Consider the following 22116-nt stretch of genomic DNA (forward strand, 5'->3'; position numbering starts at 1 on the left):
GGCGTTACTTACTAACAATTAGTTACTTTTAGGTAACTACCTAGACGTTCGGATGAAAGTTCTTGGTCTGATAGATTGGATCCAGCTTTAATTGATTGATCCTTTTTTCGCCCCATTCATACATCATCGTCAATATCGGCAGCAGACTCTTCCCGATCGCGGTCAATTGATAGCTGGCCCGTTTGACCTTGCCCTCGTTGTAATCGTGTTTTTCAACGATGCTATCTTGGATCAATTCGTTGAGTTGATTGGTCAATACCTTGCGGCTAACGTTTGGAATAATTCTGGTAAATTGGTTAAAGTGAATCGCATCCCCATGCCGCAGTTCCCATAAAATATACATTTTATGCTTGCCGCTGAACATCGAAAGCGTTAGTTCCTTGGCACAATCAAAATTACCAGACTGCAGCTTGTTGCGCACATCTTGGCGAATATCAGTTTCCATGAAATCTTCATCTCCCTTTGAACTATCTATTGTACGCTCAATTGCCTTTGAGTTCATTATCTTTGCCCAACCCCTGCATTAATTATAAGATTAGGATAATAATTAATTGAGGAGGAAGTTTTATGTCCGAAAGTCAATTCATCGTTGTTCATAATGCACATCAGAACAACCTAAAAGACATTAGTTTAAAGATTCATAAGCACGCAATTACCGTTTTTACCGGTTTGTCTGGTGCTGGAAAATCATCACTGGTTTTTGATACGATCGCCGCTAACTCACGGCGGGAATTGAATGAAACGTTCCCTAGTTTTACCCAGCAATACCTACCTAAGTATGGTCAACCCCACGTTGATAAGATCGATAACCTCCCCGTTGCGATCGTGATCCAACAAAAAAAGATCGGCAAGAACCCGCGTTCGACGCTTGCTACATACACGGGGATCTATTCATTGATGCGCCTGTTGTTTTCAAGAGACGGTAAGCCCTGGGTCGGGTACTCAGATACGTTCTCATTTAATTTGCCCCAGGGGATGTGTCCGAACTGCCAAGGACTGGGCTATGTTGATGATATCAATCCCGACAAAATTTTAGATTACAATAAATCATTAAATGAAGGTGCGATCACCTTCGTTAGTTTCGGTCCGCACACGTGGCGGTGGAATCGCTATGCCCACACGGGATTATTCGATAATGATAAACCAATCAAGGACTATACGAAGCACGAATTAGATCTATTGTTGTACGCTCCCCAACAAAAGCTAACGGATGCCCCAAAGATTTGGCGGAAAAGCATCTTATATGAAGGATTAATCCCGAGAATCAAACGTTCGATCATCAACAGCGCCGAGGGTAAACACCACCAAAAGGCAATCCAAGAAATCGTTGACCACCACGCCTGTCCAGTTTGTCATGGTACCAAGCTCAGAAAGCCGGTCTTGGGTTGTAAGATCAACGGCAAAAATATCGCTGACGTCTTGCAGATGGACCTCATCCACGGCCTCGCCTTTTTAAAGACCATCAAGACCCCGTTGGTCCAAGGGATTATCCGCGAACTATCGACCAAGATTGCATCACTGATCGACTTGGGGCTGGGTTATCTGACTTTGGATCGGACAACCGAAACGCTTTCTGGCGGTGAGACCCAGCGGATCAAGATCGCAAAGTTCATGAACAGCTCGCTAGTCGATATGGTCTACATCCTAGACGAACCCAGTGTCGGTCTGCATCCCAAGGACATCCAGTTGATCAAACACGCCTTGACCAAGTTGCGCGATAACGGCAATACGGTCTTGATCGTCGAACACAATCCAGAATTGATTCCGATTGCCCAATACGTCGTTGAGATTGGCCCTAAAGCGGGAGCGGAAGGTGGCCACATTACCTTCGACGGCACCTATGATGAACTCTTAAAATCAGACACCTTAACGGGTAAATGCCTGCGCGCTAAATTAAAATTTAATGAACACCCGCGTAAAGCTACCCAGACGCTCGATTTAAAAAACGTCTCAGTCCACAACCTAAAAGACGTCAGCGTCCAAATTCCCCTCGGTGTTGAGACCGTCATTTCTGGGGTCGCTGGTTCAGGAAAGAGCTCGTTAATGCAAGCCATCAAGGACCATTTGACCGAACCTTACATCGACCTATCACAAGACGCAGTCGGTGCAAATATTCGCGCCACTCCCGCCACCTACCTCGATATTTTAAATGAGATCCGCAAGTTGTTCGGCGATGCCAACCATGTTTCACGGACCCTCTTTAGCTACAACGGAAAGGGAAAGTGTCCCGTCTGTAAGGGGAAGGGTGTCGTGATCACCAACATGGCGTTCATGGACCCCGTTATTCAGACCTGCGAGGCATGTAACGGGAAACGCTACAACGACGAAGCCCTCAAATATCAATACCAGGGTAAAGACATCAGCCAAGTCTTGAATATATCGATTGCCCAGGCAATTCCGTTTTTCAAGCAAACCGCCAAAATCGAAAAACCATTAATCAATATGCAAAGGGTCGGTTTGGACTACCTTTCACTCGGTCAATCATTAGATACCCTATCTGGCGGGGAGTTACAACGCCTAAAGCTTGCCTTGCAATTGAATCAAACGGGTAAAATCTACCTTTTGGATGAACCGACCGCTGGGTTGCACATGTTCAATGTTGGCACGATCATTAAGTTATTCAAGGAGCTCGTGGATGCTAATAACACATTGATCATCGTAGAACATAACATTGAAGTGATCAGTTCCGCCGATTGGCTAATCGACGTCGGCCCAGCAGCGGGGCGCTACGGTGGTGAAATCCTTTATTCGGGAACGCCAATTGATTCGATTAAATCTAAAAAATCGGTTACTGGCCAAGCCATGTTGGAGTATAATAGACTGCGTAGCTAATTTTTTATAGATAGAAGGAAAGATTTTGGATATTCTAATTGGATTAATTCCCGCATTGCTTTGGGGAATCACCCCGTTGTGGGTCCACTTCATGGGTGGTAAGCCGATCCAACAACTATTGGGAACGACTTATGGAGCCCTCGTTGTTGGAATCCTAGTGTGGTTGATCAAAAAGCCAACCATCACCGTAGATGATGTATTCTGGTGTGTCTTGGGTGGGGCCTGCTGGTCGCTTGGCCAGTTGACTCAGTACAATGCATTCCGTAAGCTAGGGGTTTCGACCACCACCCCAATCGTTACTGGCCTTCAATTAGTCGGGGTTAACATCATTGGAGTCCTCTTCTTTGGTAGTTGGGAATCTGGCTTTGCAAAGGGTATCGGTTTTACCGCCGTGATCCTAGTGGTTATCGGGGTCGTATTAACCACTAGAACCGGTAATGGTGGCCATGAAAACTCGATCAGCAAGCGTGAGTTTACCAAGAGCTTGATCGAATTGATCGTCGGTTCTGGAATTGGGTACACTGCCTGTTCAACCTTCCCTAAGATTACTGGTTCTGACGGTTGGTCGACGTTCCCACCCCAATCGTTAGGGATGTTTATTGGTGCGATTATCTTTTCGCTTTTGATCAAGGATTTTCGCGAACAAAAGCCCCTGTTTCAAAAGGCCACCTTCAAAAACATCCTGACCGGATTTAACTCCGGGATTGGGACGGCTGGATACTTAATCTCGATTACCTTAAACGGGGTTTCAACTGGATTCACCCTTTCCCAAATGTGCGTGGTGGTTTCCACGTTCGGTGGGCTGGTCATTCTTCGTGAACACAAAACTGGCAAGGCACTAGTTTATACAGTTGGTGGTGTCGCCATGGTGTTAATTGGTGGGATTATGACTAGTTTTATTAGATAATATTAAAAAAAGTTGGGCAAGCGTCCAACTTTTTTAATTTTATTTTAATTTTTTTATCAAAAAAAGGTTGACTTATAATCATTTTACCGATATGATTGTTACAAATAAAAGAGACATGCTTTGAGAAAGAAAAGTAATCATGATGGCGAATTCAGCGAGCTCCGTTAGGTGAGAGGGAGTATTCATATTCATGACGAACAATCACTTTCGAGCAATGTGACGAAATCAGTAATCTACATTGGGTACGCCCATTACAGCGTTAGCGTATGTTAGTACGTATTTAGCGACGAGTGTTTTTGTGCTCGTAATTAAGGTGGTACCGTGTGTGAGCACCCTTATTCTTTTGGATAAGGGTGCTTTTTTATTGCAATTTAAGGGGGTGGTTTCATTGGAAAGCGACATTAGTCCGATTCAGATTATTAATTCACAGTTAGGTTTCAAAAAATATATTACGGAGGCATCATTTTATGCAAGATACAGATTTAAATCCCAATCCATTGACTTGGAAACAATATTTAACCGTCAGTTCGTTACTATTCGCGCTTTTCTTTGGAGCCGGTAACCTCATTTTCCCAATTCACTTGGGGCAAATGTCAGGTGCAAACTGGGTGGTCGCCACCCTCGGTTTCCTTTGTACGGGGGTCGTATTACCCCTCCTTTCGGTCCTTGCGATCAGCATTACTCGTTCTGAAGGGGTCTATGACATCGGTAAACCCCTCGGCCCTGCCTTTGCCGTCACGTTCATGGTTTTGATTCATGCGACCATCGGACCATTATTCGGAACCCCCAGAACTGCATCGGTTCCATTTACCGTTGGGGTGGCACCATTTTTACCAGCTAAGTACGACACGGTTGGGTTGTTAGTCTTTTCCGCCCTATTCTTTGGGTTCGCATATTTCATTTCATATCGTGAATCCTCCATCATGGACAAGGTCGGCAAGGTTTTAAATCCGCTCTTCTTATTAATGCTATTCGCAATTTTCCTATTCGCTTTCGCTTCACCAATGGGGAAAGCCAACTTACAAGCAGTAACCGCTCCATACCAACACAACGGATTTTTGAACGGGTTCTTAGAAGGTTATAACACCATGGATGCCCTTGCTGGTTTAGCATTTGGGGTTACAGTAGTCCAAGCCGTCCGCCAACTTGGTAAGACCAAGGCTACTAGCAATGCCAAGGTCACTGCAAAAGCTGGTGTCCTCTCTGTAAGCGTGGAAGGTCTAATCTATGTTGTCTTGATCTGGCTCGGTGCAACTAGTCTGAACGATTACAAGCTCGGTCCAGATGGTGGGGGCACATTCTCCCAGATCATGACTCACTACTTTGGTAGTGCCGGGCAAGCTGCATTAGCCGCATTGATCACGTTAACTTGTTTAACCACTGCCGTTGGACTAGTAGCTGCATTTGCCCAGGATTTCCACAAGCACTTCCCAGTGTTTAGTTACCATGCTTGGTTAACATTCATCTGTTTAGCATCGTTCTTAACTGCTAATTTAGGATTAGACCAAATCATCTTATGGTCAACTCCAATGCTAATGTTCCTCTATCCATTCTCAATGGTACTGATCTTATTATCAGTTACCTCCCCACTATTCAAGCGCGACCCAGTCGTATACGGAATGGTCGTATTGTTCACAGCGGTTCCCGCCCTGTTCGATATGTTTGCAGCATTCCCACCAGTCGTTAGCCAAAGCGGCTTCGCATTGGCACTCGCTAAGTTCCAACAAGGCTTCTTCCCATTTGCCAGTGTCGGAATGGATTGGGTCGTTCCAGCACTGCTCGGTGCAGTCTTAGGACTAGCTTGGCACCTTGTTAGAGTAAGAAAAGGTGTCTTTGCCAACGCATAATCAATTTCCCACATAGCTTCACGACATAGTTTCATATATCATAGCTTTAATCACATATTAATCCATCAAATCAATAATTAAATCTTTAAATACAGGCGTCAATAATTACTCAATTGTGATTATTGACGCCTTTTAATTAGCATTATTTCGATTGTAAAGTCGTCCTAACAATAAGATCTTAGTACAATGGACCGCCTTTAGTAGCCATCATCGAACAATTAAGCCCAAATTAAAAAGCCTTCAAAACGAATTGATCAGTTTTGAAGGCTTTTTAATTATTTCCGTCTCTTCCGCTTATATGCGGCGAAGAAGAATCCAGATAATCCTAATGCAAGTGCTCCCAACAAACTATAACGAACCGTTGTTTGACTTTCGCCAGTTTGTGGTAACTTACCCTGCTTATTATTAGAAGCTACGTTGGAATCATGACTAGCATGTAATCCATGTTTAGATTCATAATATCCACTTGAATTAGGTCTAGATGGACCAATTGCAGTACTTCCATGATGGTTAGTGGTTCCAGCACTATTTGCTGAAGAGTGCGCATTCGAAGCATGACTATGGCTATGACTAGCATGACTACTGTGTTTTGATCCACTCGCAGCACTACTTGCCGCGGAATGGTTGCTAGCTGCAGCGGATGAATGTGCAGATGCAGATGCACTCGCTGATGCAGATGCACTTGCCGAGGCGGACGCACTCGCTGATGCTGATGCACTCGCTGATGCCGACGCACTTGCTGATGCCGACGCACTTGCTGATGCGGATGCACTTGCCGAGGCCGAAGCGCTCGCTGATGCGGACGCACTTGCCGAGGCGGATGCACTTGCTGATGCGGACTGTGAATCAGCAGTTGAGGCACTGGAAGCAGTGCTGCTAGCGCTATCAGCAACCGAACTAGCTGATTTAACTAGCTTAGCCAATGATGAAATTGCAGCTGAAGCGGAACTAGCAACTGAAGCAGCAGAAGAAACAACGATCGATTCACTACTTGCCTCACTAGCAATTGATTCAGCAATCGAAGCCTCGCTAACGGCTTTTGAAACATCATGCGCAGCAGATGCTGACGATGCTGCAGCACTAGCACTAGCAGTGAGCTTAGCATAACTACTCATTGCTTGATTTGCAGAACTAAGAACGCTTGCAGCACTCTTAGCAATTTCTGCATTACTGTTCATGTTGCTTGCCAATGAATGGTTATAAGCAGCGGCTGAACTAGCATCAGCAGCAGCCTTAGTAATGGCTGAGTTACTTGCATCCATGTTAGCAGTAGCTGCCGTTTCACTAGCAATCTTATCAGTATTGCTAATTTCAGAACTAGCAGTATTGATGGCCGTACTATTTGTAATTACGGCTGCACTTGCCTCATTAGCATGTGAACTAGCGGTCGCTGAATCGTGATCAACGTTAGAATTAGCGGAACTAGCCCGTCCACTAGCAAGACTATCATTATAAGAAATGGCTTGACTAGCGGCTTGACTAGCAGTTGATGCTGCATTTGAAGCAGCTGTAGAAGCGCTGGCTACCTCAGAGCTCAAGTTATTAGTTGCACTCTGGGCACTATTGGCAACGCTAGCATCACTGGCGCTGCTGACAACGTTCTTGGCACTACTAATGGCATTATTAGCACTACTAATAAATGCAGAAGCGGAGTCAACCGTACTGTTAGCAGAACTAGTAACACTGGCATAGCTGGATACCACGCTGTTGTTAGAAGCCGAAGTAACTGAATCTGCTGCAGATTTAGCTGACTGAGTTGCACTGGCAGCTTCACTAGCAGCAGCACTAGCCTGACTGATGGCAATTGAGTCGGCAATGATCTTCGCACGATCATATTGGACTTGGGCGTCGTTTGCATCTTGGCTTGCGATGTTAGCATCACTTTGCGCCCGACTAGCGGCACTCGATGCAGATGCATTTTCGGATTGCACCGCACTAGAGTGAGCAGAAGCGCTGGCGGCAGAAGCACTGGCTGCTAAAGCGGCACTCGCCGCAATGCTGGCCTGTTCGACAGCCAACGGTGCGTTACTTGCTTGCGCAGCTGAACTAGCGGCAGATGATGCTGAATTAGCTAGTGATGCGTCGTTCGATGCATCATTTGAATAACTATTGGCAGCAGCGGCATCACTCTTGGCGGCGCTCATAATGCTGTTAGCATCACTCTTAGCAATGATCACATCGGCTGACTTAACAACTGCATCAGAAGCATCTAATGATGCTTGTGATTTAGCACTCTCAATTGCAGAATCGCTGGTGGTAATCGTTTGGGCATGTTGATTAGCAGATTGCGCATCAACCGCCTTAGATGAAGTTACTACCGCATTCGATTCCGCACTATCATTAGCAGCAATTGCATACGAAGGATTAGCACTGGCAGCAGGAGCTGCGATCGAATTAGCACTCGCCGCTTGACTGCTTGCACTGTTGGCAACCGCTTCGGCACTAGCAATCACGGAAGCAACGATACTGGATGCCGCACTGGCCGCAGTCGAAGCAGCAGTCACGTTCGCACTCGCGGTTTGTGAAGCACTGGTCGTTGAATCGTTCAAGCTATCTAATTGTGCCTTGAGGGATGTAATCGCAGCGGAGGCAGATTGGACAGCTGAATTTTCATTTGAAGCAGCAATGGATGCCGTTTGAGCACTGCTTAATTCACTGGCAGCACCACTAGCATCCCCTGCCGTTGATGCATAGCTAGATGCGGCAATATAAGCTGATTTGGCGGCACTACTATTAGCAGCAGCACTGGCGGCGTTTTGGCTCGCAACGCCAGAAAGGGATGCAATTTGACTTTCAATCCCACTGGCTGCAGATACGGCTGAACTAGCGACCGAACTAGCATTACTGAACGCTGCTTTGGCACTACTCATCGCGCTCATTTGACTACTGATGTAGGTGCTATTGAAGTTGTTGAGACTGTTGACCAATGAATCAGCACTACTCAAAGCTGGTGATTGGCTATTGATAGCCGTTGAAGAATTATTGATCTGATCAGCAGTCGAGCTAGCAACGCTGGACGTTGATCCGATAATAATACTAGCAATCCCAGCGGATTTAGCATTATCACTAGCTGAGCTAGCAACAGCATCAGCGGAATCGGCATCACTATTAGCTACTGCCGCATTGCTGATGGCAACACTGGCACTTTTAACGGTAGCATTAGCACTATTGACCACGCTAGCAGCGGAAACGGCAACTAAACTGGCTGAACTAGCCTTAGCTGCAGCAATCGATGCATTATCGGCTTGAGTAGCAGCAGCGGTGCTGGCAGCAGCAGCAATTGATGCCATTGAATTAGCATTACTGCGCAGCGATGCCGTTTCAGCACTAGTAACCCCAGCTGAATTGGCGCTGCTGAGGTCTGCGCTGGCTTGTGCGGAGGCAGAACTAGCAATCGATGCTTGATGACTGGCTTCCAAAGAGGCACTATCAGCAGCGGATTGAGCAGAACTAGCATCTGAACTAGCACTGTTCAATACGGACGTAGCATTAGTAGCATTTAAAAATGCAACGCTAGCAACAGAGCTCTGAACTGAATTGTAGCTACCAACTCTAGTGTCAACGTAGCTACCTGCCTGGCTATCAGCAGCGCTGTTAGTTGATGAATTCGTTACCGAAACGCTCGAATTAGCGGTTGATAATGAATTAACCCCGCTGTTAAAACTATGGGCAACACTGGTGCTTGAGTTAACTAATGAAGTGCTGCTATCAGTTCCACTATTAGCAACGCTAGCATGGTATGAATTAACCACAATATGGGCACGATCATTGTTGATAACGGCATCGTTGGCTAGCGAACTAGCTGCTAGTGAATCATCAGTGGCATTGCTTTGTGCCTGTTGGGCAGTGGAAGTGGCAACAACCGCTTGGCTACTAGCTACTGAAGCAGCATTAACAGCTGAAGCCGCTTGACTTTCGGCAGCAACTATCACACTGATCAATGACGTGATGTTTGGAGCCTTACTGTTAGCAATAGCATTGGATACCGCAGCGGAAGCAGATGCGACCGTGGAACGTGCAGAAGACACGACCACTGCAGCTGAGCTAGTTGCAATAACGGCACTCGATGCAGTTGCAAAGGCACTCGATGCTAATGAATCCTGGTTAGCAGCATTGGAAAGCGCACTGGAAGCACTCGCGTTGTCGTTGCTAGTGGTGCTATTAAGGGATGCTAACGCACTACTGATTGGTGCATTTAAATATTGACTAGCAACCGTCTGCGTATCGGCGTTGGCTGATGATGCAACGGATGCACTAGAACTAGTAGTGGAGTGCAATGAACTAGTGGCCACACTAGCAACGGATGCGGAACGGTCATCGGCTTGGGCAGCTGAATAGCTGTTCACTGAAACCGTAGCGTTTGAAATAATAGAGCCTGCAGAAGAAGCCACCGAACTAGCCACCGCTGCACTCGCACTATCGGCAACCGAACTAGCTGATTGAATCAACGCGGTGAACGATGAAATTGCAGATGATGCAGAACTAGCAGCAGCTGAGGCACTCGAAACAATTGCCGATTCAGAACTAGCTTTGCTAGCATATGATTCGGCCGCAGAGGCAGCACTAACCGCTGCTGAAACATTTCCAGCGGTAGATGCTGATGAAGCAGCGGCACTTTCACTAGCTGCTTGACTTGCATAACTGCCCATGGCCTGGTTGGCAGCACTAAGCGTTCCAGCAGCACTTACCGCAGCACTAGATTGAATCGTAACCTGGCTCGATAACGATTGGTTAGTAGCGGCAGCTGAGCTAGCGTCTGCTGCAGCCTTAGAAACCACGGCATTGCTAGGATCATTGCTTGCGGTAATCGCAGTCTCACTCGCCACGGTGGCGGTATTGTTAGTTGCAGATGAAACGAATGCACTCGATGATGTATTCGATGAAACATCAGCACTAGCGGTACCGTTAGCAGCGCTGGCGACACTGGCATTACTATCAGCAGCACTAGTAGCAACGCTGGCCCGCTGACTAGCATCGGAATCGTTGTAAGAAACAGCGGCACTGGCGGCTGAACTTGCGGTCGCAGCAGCACTTGAAATGGAAGCTGACATGCTAGATACCAAAGAGGTCAGACTGGCAGTTTGTTGTTGAGCAGCACTAGCGGTACTTGCATCTGTAGGATTACTGTTCGTCGCTCCACTAGTGACCGACTTTGCAGAAGCAATCTCACTTTGCGCTGAGTTGATTGATGAAGTGATTGAGGCAATCGTACTGTTAGCTGAACTAACGGTTGAAGCCTGGGTCGAAACAAAACTATTGTTCGATGCTGAGACGACCGAGTTAACTGAACTAGCAGCTTGATTAGCAGCCACAGAACTATTAGCAGCATCTGAACTGGCTTGGCTAATCGCAACTGAATTCGAAGTCGTTGCAGCATGGGCCGAAGCAATCGTTGCCCCGTCAGCATCGGCACTCGTGATCTGTGCATCGGAACTAGCTAATGAGGATAGACTATTGGCCGATTTGAGATTATCGCTTGCAGCAGTGGAATATGAACTAGCTAGCGAAGCAAATGAGCTAGCGGATACCGCTGCCGTTGATGCCAAACTAGCGTTACTTTGAGCCGTTGGCCCGTCGCTTTTATCTGCAACCGCGCTGTTCGTGTTGTTCAAATACGAACTGGCTAGCGAAGCCTCAGATGCAGCTTGGGAAGCAGCAGTACTGGCAGCCGCAGCGTTACTATTAGCACTGCTTACAAAGTTGACTGCGTTACTTGCTGCGGAACTAGCTTCAGCAGTCTTTGAGACCGCATCAGAAGCGTATGAAGAAGCACTTACCTTTGCACTGGCAATTTCAGAATTACTGCCAGCCGAAATGGTTTGAGCGTGGCTGTTCGTGGCAACTGCATTTGAAGCCCGACTCGATGCTAAACTAGCGGATGATGATGCCGAAACTTGGGCGTCACTGGTGCTATTTGCATCCGTGTTGGCCCCCTTCGCATCTGAATCAGCACTAGTGGCACTGGATGCTGCAGAATGACTGGCAGCACTGGCCGTCGAACTAGCTGATGAAACAACGGAACTCACGTAACTAGCGGCAAAGCTAGCAGCGGAGCTAGCTTTAGAAGCTTGTTGACTAGCATCGGTCATGGCCGTTTGGGCGACTGAGTTTGCGGATGCTAACTGGTCCGTCAAGGATTGTACAGCGGAAGCGTGGGCACTAGCGGAACTAGCTTGATCACTTACCCCACTGGCTGGAGAAATGGTGTTATTGTTGGCAGTCGAAGCAGCGTTAGAATCACCACTCTGAGCTGCGGCAGCGGATGCAGAGGTTGCAGCAGATTGGACACTGCTATTGAATGATTCCGCACTGGTAACGTTCGAGGTAGTTGAAGCGGAAAGCTGTGCAATCTGAGCCGTAATAGAATTGGCTAAGCTAGCAGCTGAACTAGCAGTGCTGACATCCTTACTGTAGGCGGAATTAGCGCTACTTACTGCGCTTGCGGCACTAGAAACGTCAGAATAACTACTATTATTAGAGTTTAGAGTTGCTATTACTGATACTGCATTTGAAACCGATGCAGATTGACCCTGGACCGCAGCAGAAGCGTTTCTGATGCTATCAGAATCACCACTGGCGGTTGCTGAGTTGGTGTTAATGGCACTTGAAGCAGTCTGTGCTTGGGCCACGTTTGAATTAGCGGTCGATGCCGTAGAGGAAGCATCATCGGCATAGCTATTGGCAATGATGGCGTTGCTAATGGCAGCGTTGGCACTGATAAGCGTCACGTTAGCATCTGAAATCTTTTGCTTATCGGTATTAACTGCCATTGAAGCCGCCTTGGCACTATCAAAAGCCGCACTCGCAGCACTCGCAGCACTAGATGCCGTTGCTTGGGCAGATTGGGCAGCCGATGCCAACGAACTAGCACTTTCCTTCAATGCAATTGCGGACGCACTAGTGATTGATGGTGAATTAGCAGCGCTTAAAGCAGCAGCAGCATTTGATGATGCCGCACTAGCGGTTGATTCCGCAACGCTGGCGGTAGTCGAAGCTGCGTTAGCATTGCTAAGAGCAGTCGAAGCACTAGCGCTTTGTTGAGTCGCATCCGCGATGGCGTTGCTATTTTCAGCGGCAGCACTAGCAGCAATGGATAGTTGATTAGCATTGTAGCTGCTGATCCGCGGTGCAGAACTCCCTGCTGCTTGACTGGCTTGACTAAAGACGGATTGATTAGATTGAGCAATCCCACTTGCCGTAGTGTAACTGGAATCTAAACTGTCCTTCGTGTTCCCAGTATCAACCGCATTCGAACTTGCGGAACTTGAGGAAACCACCGTCGCACTGTGGGCCACGCTAGTGTTGTATGAATCCACGGTAACGTTGGCCCGAGCGTTGTTGATCACGGCATCGTTGGCCTTAGCACTAGCGGTGGTGCTGTCGTTCAATGCATTATTTTGATAAGACTTAGCTAATGAATTGTTCTGGTTGGCAATCGATGCTTGAAGCGATGAATCACTCGCAGCCTTTGATGCAATCGACTGTTGCTCAACAACGGCTGAAGCAGCCGAGCTAGCCAATGGCCCGTTGTGTTCTGATTGGGCGATCACAATTTCAGCACTAGCGGAAGCCAACGCACTATTGGCATTGGAAAGGGCAACCGAATCATTGTTGATTGCAGAAACCGCATTGGATGCCGCATTATAAGCAGAGTTAGCACTGGAAAGTTGGACCCCAGCATCACTAAATGCATTAGAAGCAATTGAATTATCAACACTAGTGCTTGAAGCAAATGCTGATAATTGGCTCCCAATGGTGGAATTGCTAGCATACGCACTGGCTAGTGAAGCCGTCTCACTGTGCGCTGAACTAGTGGTGCTCGAGTTGCTAGAAACCGCTGGGTAAACGGAATTAACAACACTAGAAGCCATCGCAGCTGGATCGTCATTAGCTGAAGTAATTTGATAACCCTTCGCTTCGTTCGATAAACTGTTGGTAAACGAACTACCACTAGCAATTGTGGATGACACAATTGAGGATGCTGCCGATGCCGCTTGACTAGCCATCGAATTTGCCTGAGAGAGCTGGAAGTTTTGCGAAGAAATCTCGGCTTGGTAACTAATCAACTGGCTATTAACGGCACTCGCGGTGGAGTTCGCACTGACCGCCGTGGAATTAGCAGCACTGGCAATTGATAGCTGAGCGCTCGCCTCGGAAGCAAAAATGGAGGCTGAGCTAGGATCAACGAACGGAACCGATGAGCCATTAACCGCTACTGAAGAATTAGCGTACAATGATGCTTCACTAGCGTAAGAAGCAGCTTTAGATGAGGCAATCGAAGCCGCATTGGTAGCAGAACTAACCGCCGTCACGGCGCTAGAATAACTACTCATATCGCTAGTGACCGCACTGTTGATACTGCTAATTAACGTACTTGCAGAACTAGCAGCAGAACTAGCAGAACTCATTGACGCCATTTGCGAACCAAACGATGGCAGTCCAGAGTTGTAGCTAGCCAGGCTATTCACGTAGCTAGCCATTGATGAAACCGCCGTACTATAACTATTGGCAGAAGCGGTAGAATCAGCAATTGCGGAACTGGTACTAGTTATGGATGGGTTCGTATTAATTACCGATTGGTTGTTAGCGGAAGCCGATGCACTATCGGCATCTGCAGACTTAGCAGCGTTAGAGGCGTTATCAGCATAGCTGTTTGCAGCAATTGCGTTGCTAATGAAAGTAGATGCAGACTGCGTATATGAATTGGCAGATCCCGCAAAGTACCAATCTCGACCAGCCCGAGTGGCTTGTTCGCTTGCAATTACTGACTGGGCAGCGGCCACTACCGAAGCCGATGAAGCTAGGACAGCTGTACTGGAAGCCACACTGGCCACGGAACTAGCTAGGCTAGGATCTCCATTAGCCGATGCGCTCGTGGCAGCCGCACTCTCACTAGCTGCATCCGCACTCAGTGACTGGGCAACGCTATTGGCAGATGAAGCCACAACGGCCGCTGAATTAGCGATCGACTTAGCACTTTCCGCATCACTGGTTGCACTCCCGGCTACCCAAGTCGCACCACCAGCAGATGCAGCGATGCTCTTGACTGCTTCTGAAGCTCTGGTGTCAGGATAGGTGCTAGACCAGTACTGGGCACCACCATTGTAACTATTGGCACTATCATTATTAATAGAGGTGTTATAAGTCATGCCACTAGTTAAACTAGCTGCACTGGAAGTAAGCGAATTATTTGCACTAATATCTGCTACATCAGAATTAGTGTTCGAAATCTGAGTCCCCGCTTCTTGAGAATACAGGTTAGCCAATGCCATGCTGGCGTTGACTTTAGCCTGGGAGGCCGCAGCTGATGCAGCATTGCTAGCACTAATTGCGGTACTCTTAGCAATCGAAGCGGTCACGCGTTCCCCACTTACCAGCGCTGAATCGGATAGCGCAGCGCTGTTGTAGGAACTGGCTAGTGAAGCCGCTTTAGCAGCAGCTTCAGCACTACTCATGGCACTCGGGGCATTACTATTATCGCTATTGTCTGAATTAGTAGCACTCCATAAACTATTGGCAATCGACTCCTGCACTGCTGCTTCGGAAGCTTCGTTGGAAGCGTTGATTGCATGTGAACTAGCAAGCGAGTTGACCGTGCTTGCGGTAATGGTAGCTGAAGAAGCAATAACACTATTGTTGTTGGCATCACTATAGTTAGAATTAGCCGCAGAAACATACTTAACTAGGTCGCTATTGTTATAGTAATTAAAATTCATTGCACTAGCGGAACTAGCAACTGAGTTAGCGTCATCCCGACTACTCCCCGCACTACTGGTCGAACTAGAAAGCCCTGAATTGGCGGAGGCGGTAACGCTGTTGTAATTTTGCACAATTGCAGAATCACTCTGGGCGCCAGAATTAGCCGCACTAGCCTGTGAACTAGCAGAACTAGCGGTACTACTTGCTGAACTAGCGGTGGAAGAAGCGCTGCTCATTTCACTAGTAACATAGCTCACTGCAAAACTAGTGGCGGAACTAGCAGCAACGGAGGCGTTGGTGGCATTTGAATTAGCCACACTTAAGACAACTGCTTGTGAATTAGCATCAACCGAATAGCTATTAGCAGATGCTGAAGCAGTGGTTGCAACGGCAGATTCAGAATTAGCAATCGAAGCAGTCGTTGAAGCTTGAAGATAAGCGGAACTGGCAAAACTAGATGCCTGTGATCCAGATAGACTGCCGTTCAAATTCGTTGCATATGAAGATGCCAAGTTATAGTAACTATTAGCAAGTGAGGCGTTCAAACTAGCAACTGAATTAGCACTACTTGCGATGCTAGCCTGGGTACTAGCCCCAGTGCTGTCATTGCTAAGCGCAGCAGTTGCAGAACTTGCAGCAGAACTTGCAGAACTCAATACGGATGCGGCAGAGTTAACCGTATCACTCCAGCCGGCAACTGAAGAGTCAACGTGGTTATGAATGTTTAAATTCTGGAACGTTGCGACATTTGCATCGACTCCATTTGAAGCCGTTGTGATGGCGCTAGCGGAATTGCTACCCGCCGTTGACAAGCTATTGACCGCACTGTTAATACTGCCTGCCACACTGTTAGCTTGGGAAGTGGTTTTTGCATCGTTGCTGGCCGTATTAGCAGAAGTAGCAGCTGAATTAGCAGATTGGTGTGCTTGGTGGAATTCAGAAGCTGCCGAGTAGTTCGATTCAGCAATCGAATCCATGCTATTCCCAGTCGAAGCAGCTAAACTATTCCGATTGCTATCACTTTGCGCAGATGATAAAGCAATCCGTGAAACGTTACTGTTCATGGCTGCGACGGAAGAAGCAGCGAAGTTAACGGAAGCAGCAAAGCTCCCAGCACTCCGATCAGATGTGGCTGACGCACTTTGCGCAACGCTATTAGCAGAGATCGCAGTTGAGTTTTGAATTGAGATTGCACTCGCCGTACTATTAGCGCTCACATATGCAATACTTGCATTATTAGATGCGGCTTGGGCATTGGACAGCGCTAAACTAGCAAGCGAAGCTGCCGAGCTCGCCTGACTAACGGCACTAGAGATCCAGGAGCTCCCCCGATCATTATTACCACCCTGGTTGTTGTAAATATCCTGAGCACTTTGTAATGCAGCGGAAGCACTGGCATAAACGGCACTTAAGCTGTTAACGGTCGAAGTTGCGGCAGAACTAATGGCTTGAGTGGACTTAACGACTCCCTGGGCACTAGTTGAAGCAGCAGCAACCTGTGAGGCATTGGAAGAAGCCTGTAATGAGTATAGGTTCGTAACCGCCCGATTCCCTTCAACGATGGCATTGGAATTAGCAGTAGTTGCAACGCTGGTGTAGCTACTTGCGGAATTAGAAGCCGTTTGGGCTAAAGCAGCATAACTAGCTGCTGCTGAATTGGCACTATCTAGAATTGAACGTTCAACCACTGCCACACTGGCATCGTTGGACGTATTAGTAGCGTTGCTTTGCGCCAATCCTGGGTTTGGATCACCACCATTAATTCCAGTGACGGTACTAGCTTGGGATGCATTCGAAGTGGCATCGTTACGGTAGTAGGTTAAAAGAGCTTCGGCATTCTTAGCAGCAACGGCAGCAGAACTAGCTAACAGGTTGTAGCTATTTGCATCGCTAGCCGCTGACATGGCAGCCGATGCGTTCGATGAAGCTACAGTGGAGTAACTAGTTGCGGCAGAGGCTTCACTGCTGACTTGATTACCCCAGACCCCACTTTCAGAATTAGCGGCACTGTTGATATCAGCAATTGCAGAATCAACCGAATATTTAGTATTGGAAGCAACGATCGCATTTGAATTGGCAGAACTTAGTGCGTTTTGAGCAGCACTTGAGGCATCGGTGGCACTGGAAGCAGAAATCGTCCCCGTATTGGCCGTGCTAGCATTAGCAGAAGCCACGCGGTAAGCGGATTCGGCAACTCCAGCATCCACTGCAACACTGGCATTGTAGGTAATCCCATTTTTCAGCGAACCCATCGCATCAGCATAACTTTGGACCGCATTGCTGGCACTATCAGCAATACTTTGCTGAGTAAGTGCACTATCAGTCGCCAGACTGGTTAGTGATTGATAACTATCGGCTGTATGGGTATCATCCCAGGTACTATTGATCCACTTTTGCACTCCTTCACTGTCATTAGCTTTAGAGGCTTGTTCAAACATTGAAATATCCCTAGCAACGTTTGCATTAGCCGAACTAGTCAGGGCCGCATAACTAACTGCACTATCTCTGTAGTACTCAGCTTGAGACTTAGCACTGACGGCATCGCTACTGGCTTGGTTTGCAGCAGTAGCATACGACTGGGCACTAGAGAGGATGACGCTATTCGCAGACACTTCTGCCGCAATTTTACTATTATCTGGATATAACGATGACTGAGCAATCGCCACGGAATTAGCACTATTAATTAAGACCGCATTACTGCTCATATTAATATTAATGTTATCCCCAATGGTGCTACTGTCCCAACCGGTCTTGTTGGCAGCCGAGATGGCAACGGCACTATTGGCAATGGCTTGACTGGCAGCATTGGAAGCAACGATACTCCCCCGATCACCAAAACCACCGGAAGAACCAGCTAGTGATGCCACCCGACTTAGTGCATCACTGGCGGCGGAACTGGAAAGATTCCGAGAATCATTAGCAACTGCAGAGTAACTACTGATGGTTGCATTCAAGCTCTCAAGTGCTGAACTAGCAGATGAAACCGCAGAATTAGCACTGCTAAGAATTGCTGCATAAGAGCTTACCGAAGAAAGAGCTGCACTAGCAGATGCAATGTATTGGTTAGCACTGCTATTTTCACCCATGCTTGCGAGACTCATTGCAGTGGCTGACGCTGAATAGGCAATCGCATTGTAACTATTAATGTCACTAAATAAAGTCGTTGCTTGGTTTGAGTATGAAGTAGCATCGGCACTGGCCTGATTGGCATAGTTATGAACACTTCCGATGATGCTGTTAGCCTCTGAAGCCTTTTGGTTAGCACTGGAGGCAACGCTCACATCACTTCTAATGTCAGCATTATCAGGATTAATGCTACTAGCCCAAGTTGCCTTATCAACCCCACTGGAAGCAACAACGGCATTTGAAGAAGCGATATCAGAAGCAATGGCATCATTTGATGAGTTGGAATTAGTCCCACTGGAGTTCTTACCGATCCAGTAATTATTATTCCCCGCATTGGCAGCTAGACTACCTGAGCTCCCAGTAATCGCATTGGCCGTGGATTGTGCAGCAGCAACTGAACTAATTTCACTGGTAATGTTAGCACTGGCAGTATTAATGGTGGATAATGCAGAACTAGCAACTGAATTAGCACTATTTGCAATTGATAGGTAGTTGCTGATTTTGCTAGCCGCTTGGTTAGCCGCATTGGAGAAACTTTGCGCACTAACGGTTGCAGAACTAGCTAAAATGGCCATTTGTGATGCACTAGCGGCATAAGAAGATGCCAGAGCACTGTTTTGGGCGACCGACTCAGTTTCAGTTTGGCTTTGGTAACTATTGACCATTGCTGTATATGAATTCGCAAGGGAGGCTGCAGAAGAGGCAGCCGAGATGTTGATCGTAACTTGGCTACTTTGGAACTGGGCATTGCTACTAGCACTAAGTCCAGCAACATTGGCAGCACTCGCAGCTGAATTTGCAGAATTTGCAACGGAAGCATTACTATTAATGACCTTGTTGGCTGAATTATTAAAGCTGTTTAGGGTAACCGTGTTATTAATCGAATTGACGGTACTAGCAAGCGAACCAGTACTTTGCGTCACTGAAGAAACCGCACTAATTCCATTATTAGCGGAACTTTGGGCGGATTGAGCGCCACTGAGGGCACTATTAGCGACTGAATTAGCACTTGATGCACTATTGCTGGCGTTAGCAGCCACGCTACTAGCACTATCGGTATCAGATCTGATCACGCTACTTGCTAGTGAAGCTGCCACACTAGCTGACTGTGCCAAACTGGCAATGTTAGACTGATCAGCACTCGCAGTCGAATTAGCACCACTAGCAACCGATTCAGCGGAACTGACGATTGCAGCAAACGAATTCGCAACGGACGCAGCAGAACTTGCACTGGCGGCATAGGAGGCAGCAGCTGAAACGGCAGAAGCCGTTTGTGAAGCTGGACCATGGTTAGCCGTGACCGAGTTAATGAACGCACTCAAACTAGCTACATTGGCAGAATATGATTGAGCTAGGCTCGCAGCTGAATTAGCAGAAGCCGCATTGCTAGCAACCACTGTATTGGCACTATTAGCAGTACTTTGGTTTTGATTTAAGTCAAAATCAGCATTGGAAACCTGGGTTGCCATTGAAAAAATGGCTGATGAGGCACTCGAAACTGCTGAATTTTGAAAGTTGTAAAAATTCAAGCTATTAACAAGGCTACCTGCATTTGATAGATCAGTGCCGTTAACGATGGCAGCTGATGAATAAGAACCGATGTTGCTGACAAAACTACCAGTGGCAACACTATTACTATTGGCGGCACTATTTGATGCACTCATACTATCAATTGAACTATTGTTACTACTTGTGACTGAGTCCATTGCTGCAGAATTGCTTTGGTTGACATTGTCATTAGCACTCATTAAATCAGCACTGACGGTACTAGATTGGGAGCCAATGTAAGCCGTACTTGATTGAACGGCGTTATCATAAGTTGCATATGATTGGGTCGCATCACTTACCAATGAATCATAATTATTTGCATTACTAGCAGCGGTATTTGCTGACGAAGCTGCACTAACTGCACTACTGGCATTACTAAAGGCGGTCTTAAAGTCGTTCGCATTAGCTGCACTAGCAACGGCGACGCTGGCAGCACTGGCAGAAGCTGCATTGGAAGTTGCTTGTGATAAAAATTGGTCAATGAAGTTTTTAATCTTTACAATTCCATTTGCTAAATCGGTCGAAGAAATGGAGTTAGTAATAGCATCCCCCAACGCACTACTAGCCGCTTGGTATGCACTATTAGCAGCCGCAAGCGAACTAGCAACATCGCTATTATTAGGATTGCTACTTGCTAGTGAACTTAATGAAGCTAAGGCGCTACTCGTGCTGGATAACGAGTTAGTGGCTGCACTTACTAATGCAGCAGTTGCAGTGCTACTAGCAATGATAGATTGATTAGCGGCACTTGCTAACTGAGCGTAACTAGCAATTGATGAAACCGCAGCATTAGCAGAACTCACAGCATTTGAAGCGATACTATTAACAATTGATGATTCATTGACAATCGCAGTACTAGCCAGACTATTAGAAACGCTTACGTTGGTTTCTAATTGGCTTTGGTTACTAGATAATACTGATAAAGAGGCATTAAAACTATCGTTAATCACAGATAACTGAGTATTAAGCGAGTTAAACGAGCCCTCAGCAACGCTAGCCTGGCTACTTGCCGTTTGTACCACTGAACTGGCACTTTGGGCCGAGCTGACCTGGGTCGCAGAAATCGAACCAGAAGCAATACTACTTACTACTGATGATTGTTGACTAGCCACTGAAGAAGCGCTCCCAATGGCTGTTGAATTAGGCCCCATTGCGGTTTGAATAGAACTAGCAGAATCAGCAGAGCTGGATAACTGCGTAACAATTGCATTAATATTTTGCATTTCAGTTTGCGCAGCAGAAGAAGCCGCATTTAACGAACTAAATGCACTCGTTAAACTAGCATTGTTAGAGTCTAAAGCAGCTAAACTACTCAAGACCTGTTGATCACTAGTAATTGAACTTAATTTCTTACTGAGGCTATCAGCAGTTTGACTATTAGTTGTATTTTGGGTGGCAAAGCTACTGTTCATACTTTGAGCACTACTCATTGCTACCGTAGCTGAAGAACTAGCTGTGGAGATTGCTTCAGAAACTTTACTAATGTTATCAGAAATTGATTGCACTGCTGATTTTTGTGAAGCTGCAACGGAAGCGCTTGCAGATGCAATGGCACTAGATGTGGTACTGTCGTTGCCTCCTGATCCATTATCGTCACCAGACTTGTAATCTAAGTCCGATTGGTCAAGCGTATCACTAACGTTCGTTGATAAATTAACACTATTGCTATTGACATCGGAAGCGTTATTACTACTACCAGCTGAAGAAGCAGAATTAGCACTACTGCTATTGGCAGCGGAAGCATTATTACTGCTCCCAGCTGAAGAAGCAGTATTAGCACTACCACTACTATTGGTATTCGCACTGGATGTAAGCGCTTGACTGCTAACATTAGAATCGGCCTTAACTTCGATTTGCTTAGAACTAACAGCGTTAGCTCCTACCATTCCAAAGAATGCAATCGAAACCACTACCCATTGTTTTTTTACTTTTCTAAGTAATTTTTTCTCTTTTAATTTTTTAAATTTATTTGTTTTCCCAAACATAATAAGGACACCCCAATCATGATCATATTTTTCACTAAATATGTAACTTTTTTAATTTAAGTATTCCGTAATTTTGCTTTTTCCCCGAGACTATATCCACTATCAATACTATATTTTACTAAGTATAAAATCAATTATTTTAGCGAAAATTTATAATATTAGTTTAAAAAAT

The 22116-nt window shown here is 46.5% G+C and carries 5 protein-coding genes and 1 other annotated feature; of the genes, 3 read left to right on the forward strand and 2 right to left on the reverse strand.

The features are described from left to right. Positions 1-40 precede the first annotated feature (40 nt). Complete coding sequence (locus ACSYTE_RS06230) at positions 41-502, reverse strand: winged helix-turn-helix transcriptional regulator (RefSeq protein WP_491716580.1); 462 nt, start codon at positions 500-502, stop codon at positions 41-43. A 65-nt stretch (positions 503-567) separates the two neighbouring features. Between ACSYTE_RS06230 and ACSYTE_RS06235 the strand changes: the two genes are divergently transcribed. The 3 genes from ACSYTE_RS06235 (at position 568) to brnQ (ending at position 5586) form a co-directional block, all read left to right on the forward strand. Then, positions 568-2832: an ATP-binding cassette domain-containing protein gene (locus ACSYTE_RS06235; RefSeq protein ID WP_491716581.1), complete on the forward strand. Its 2265-nt coding sequence runs from the start codon at positions 568-570 to the stop codon at positions 2830-2832. A gap of 25 nt (positions 2833-2857) precedes the next feature. Then, entirely contained in the window at positions 2858-3739 is an 882-nt protein-coding gene (locus tag ACSYTE_RS06240; protein WP_491716582.1) for a GRP family sugar transporter, read from the forward strand. 111 nt (positions 3740-3850) lie between these two features. Beyond that, positions 3851-4079 (forward strand) — a binding site (T-box leader). Positions 4080-4206: 127 nt separating this feature from the next. Beyond that, positions 4207-5586, forward strand: a complete 1380-nt coding sequence (brnQ, locus tag ACSYTE_RS06245; RefSeq protein ID WP_491716583.1) for a branched-chain amino acid transport system II carrier protein — start codon at positions 4207-4209, stop codon at positions 5584-5586. Between the two features lie 275 nt (positions 5587-5861). On the opposite strand, the gene ACSYTE_RS06250 is transcribed toward brnQ, so the two are convergent. Next, the gene (locus ACSYTE_RS06250; RefSeq protein WP_491716584.1) at positions 5862-21944 is read right to left on the reverse strand and encodes a beta strand repeat-containing protein; all 16083 of its coding nucleotides are present in this window, start codon (positions 21942-21944) and stop codon (positions 5862-5864) included. Between the last annotated feature and the right edge of the window lie 172 nt (positions 21945-22116).

Source organism: Nicoliella sp. ESL1120, assembly GCF_058508515.1.

Excerpts from the sequence above, each read along its gene's own strand:
- brnQ (WP_491716583.1), top strand. The coding sequence starts at position 4,207 with ATGCAAGATACAGATTTAAATCCCAATCCATTGACTTGGAAACAATAT.
- ACSYTE_RS06250 (WP_491716584.1), bottom strand. The coding sequence starts at position 21,944 with ATGTTTGGGAAAACAAATAAATTTAAAAAATTAAAAGAGAAAAAATTA.
- ACSYTE_RS06235 (WP_491716581.1), top strand. The coding sequence starts at position 568 with ATGTCCGAAAGTCAATTCATCGTTGTTCATAATGCACATCAGAACAAC.
- ACSYTE_RS06230 (WP_491716580.1), bottom strand. The coding sequence starts at position 502 with ATGAACTCAAAGGCAATTGAGCGTACAATAGATAGTTCAAAGGGAGAT.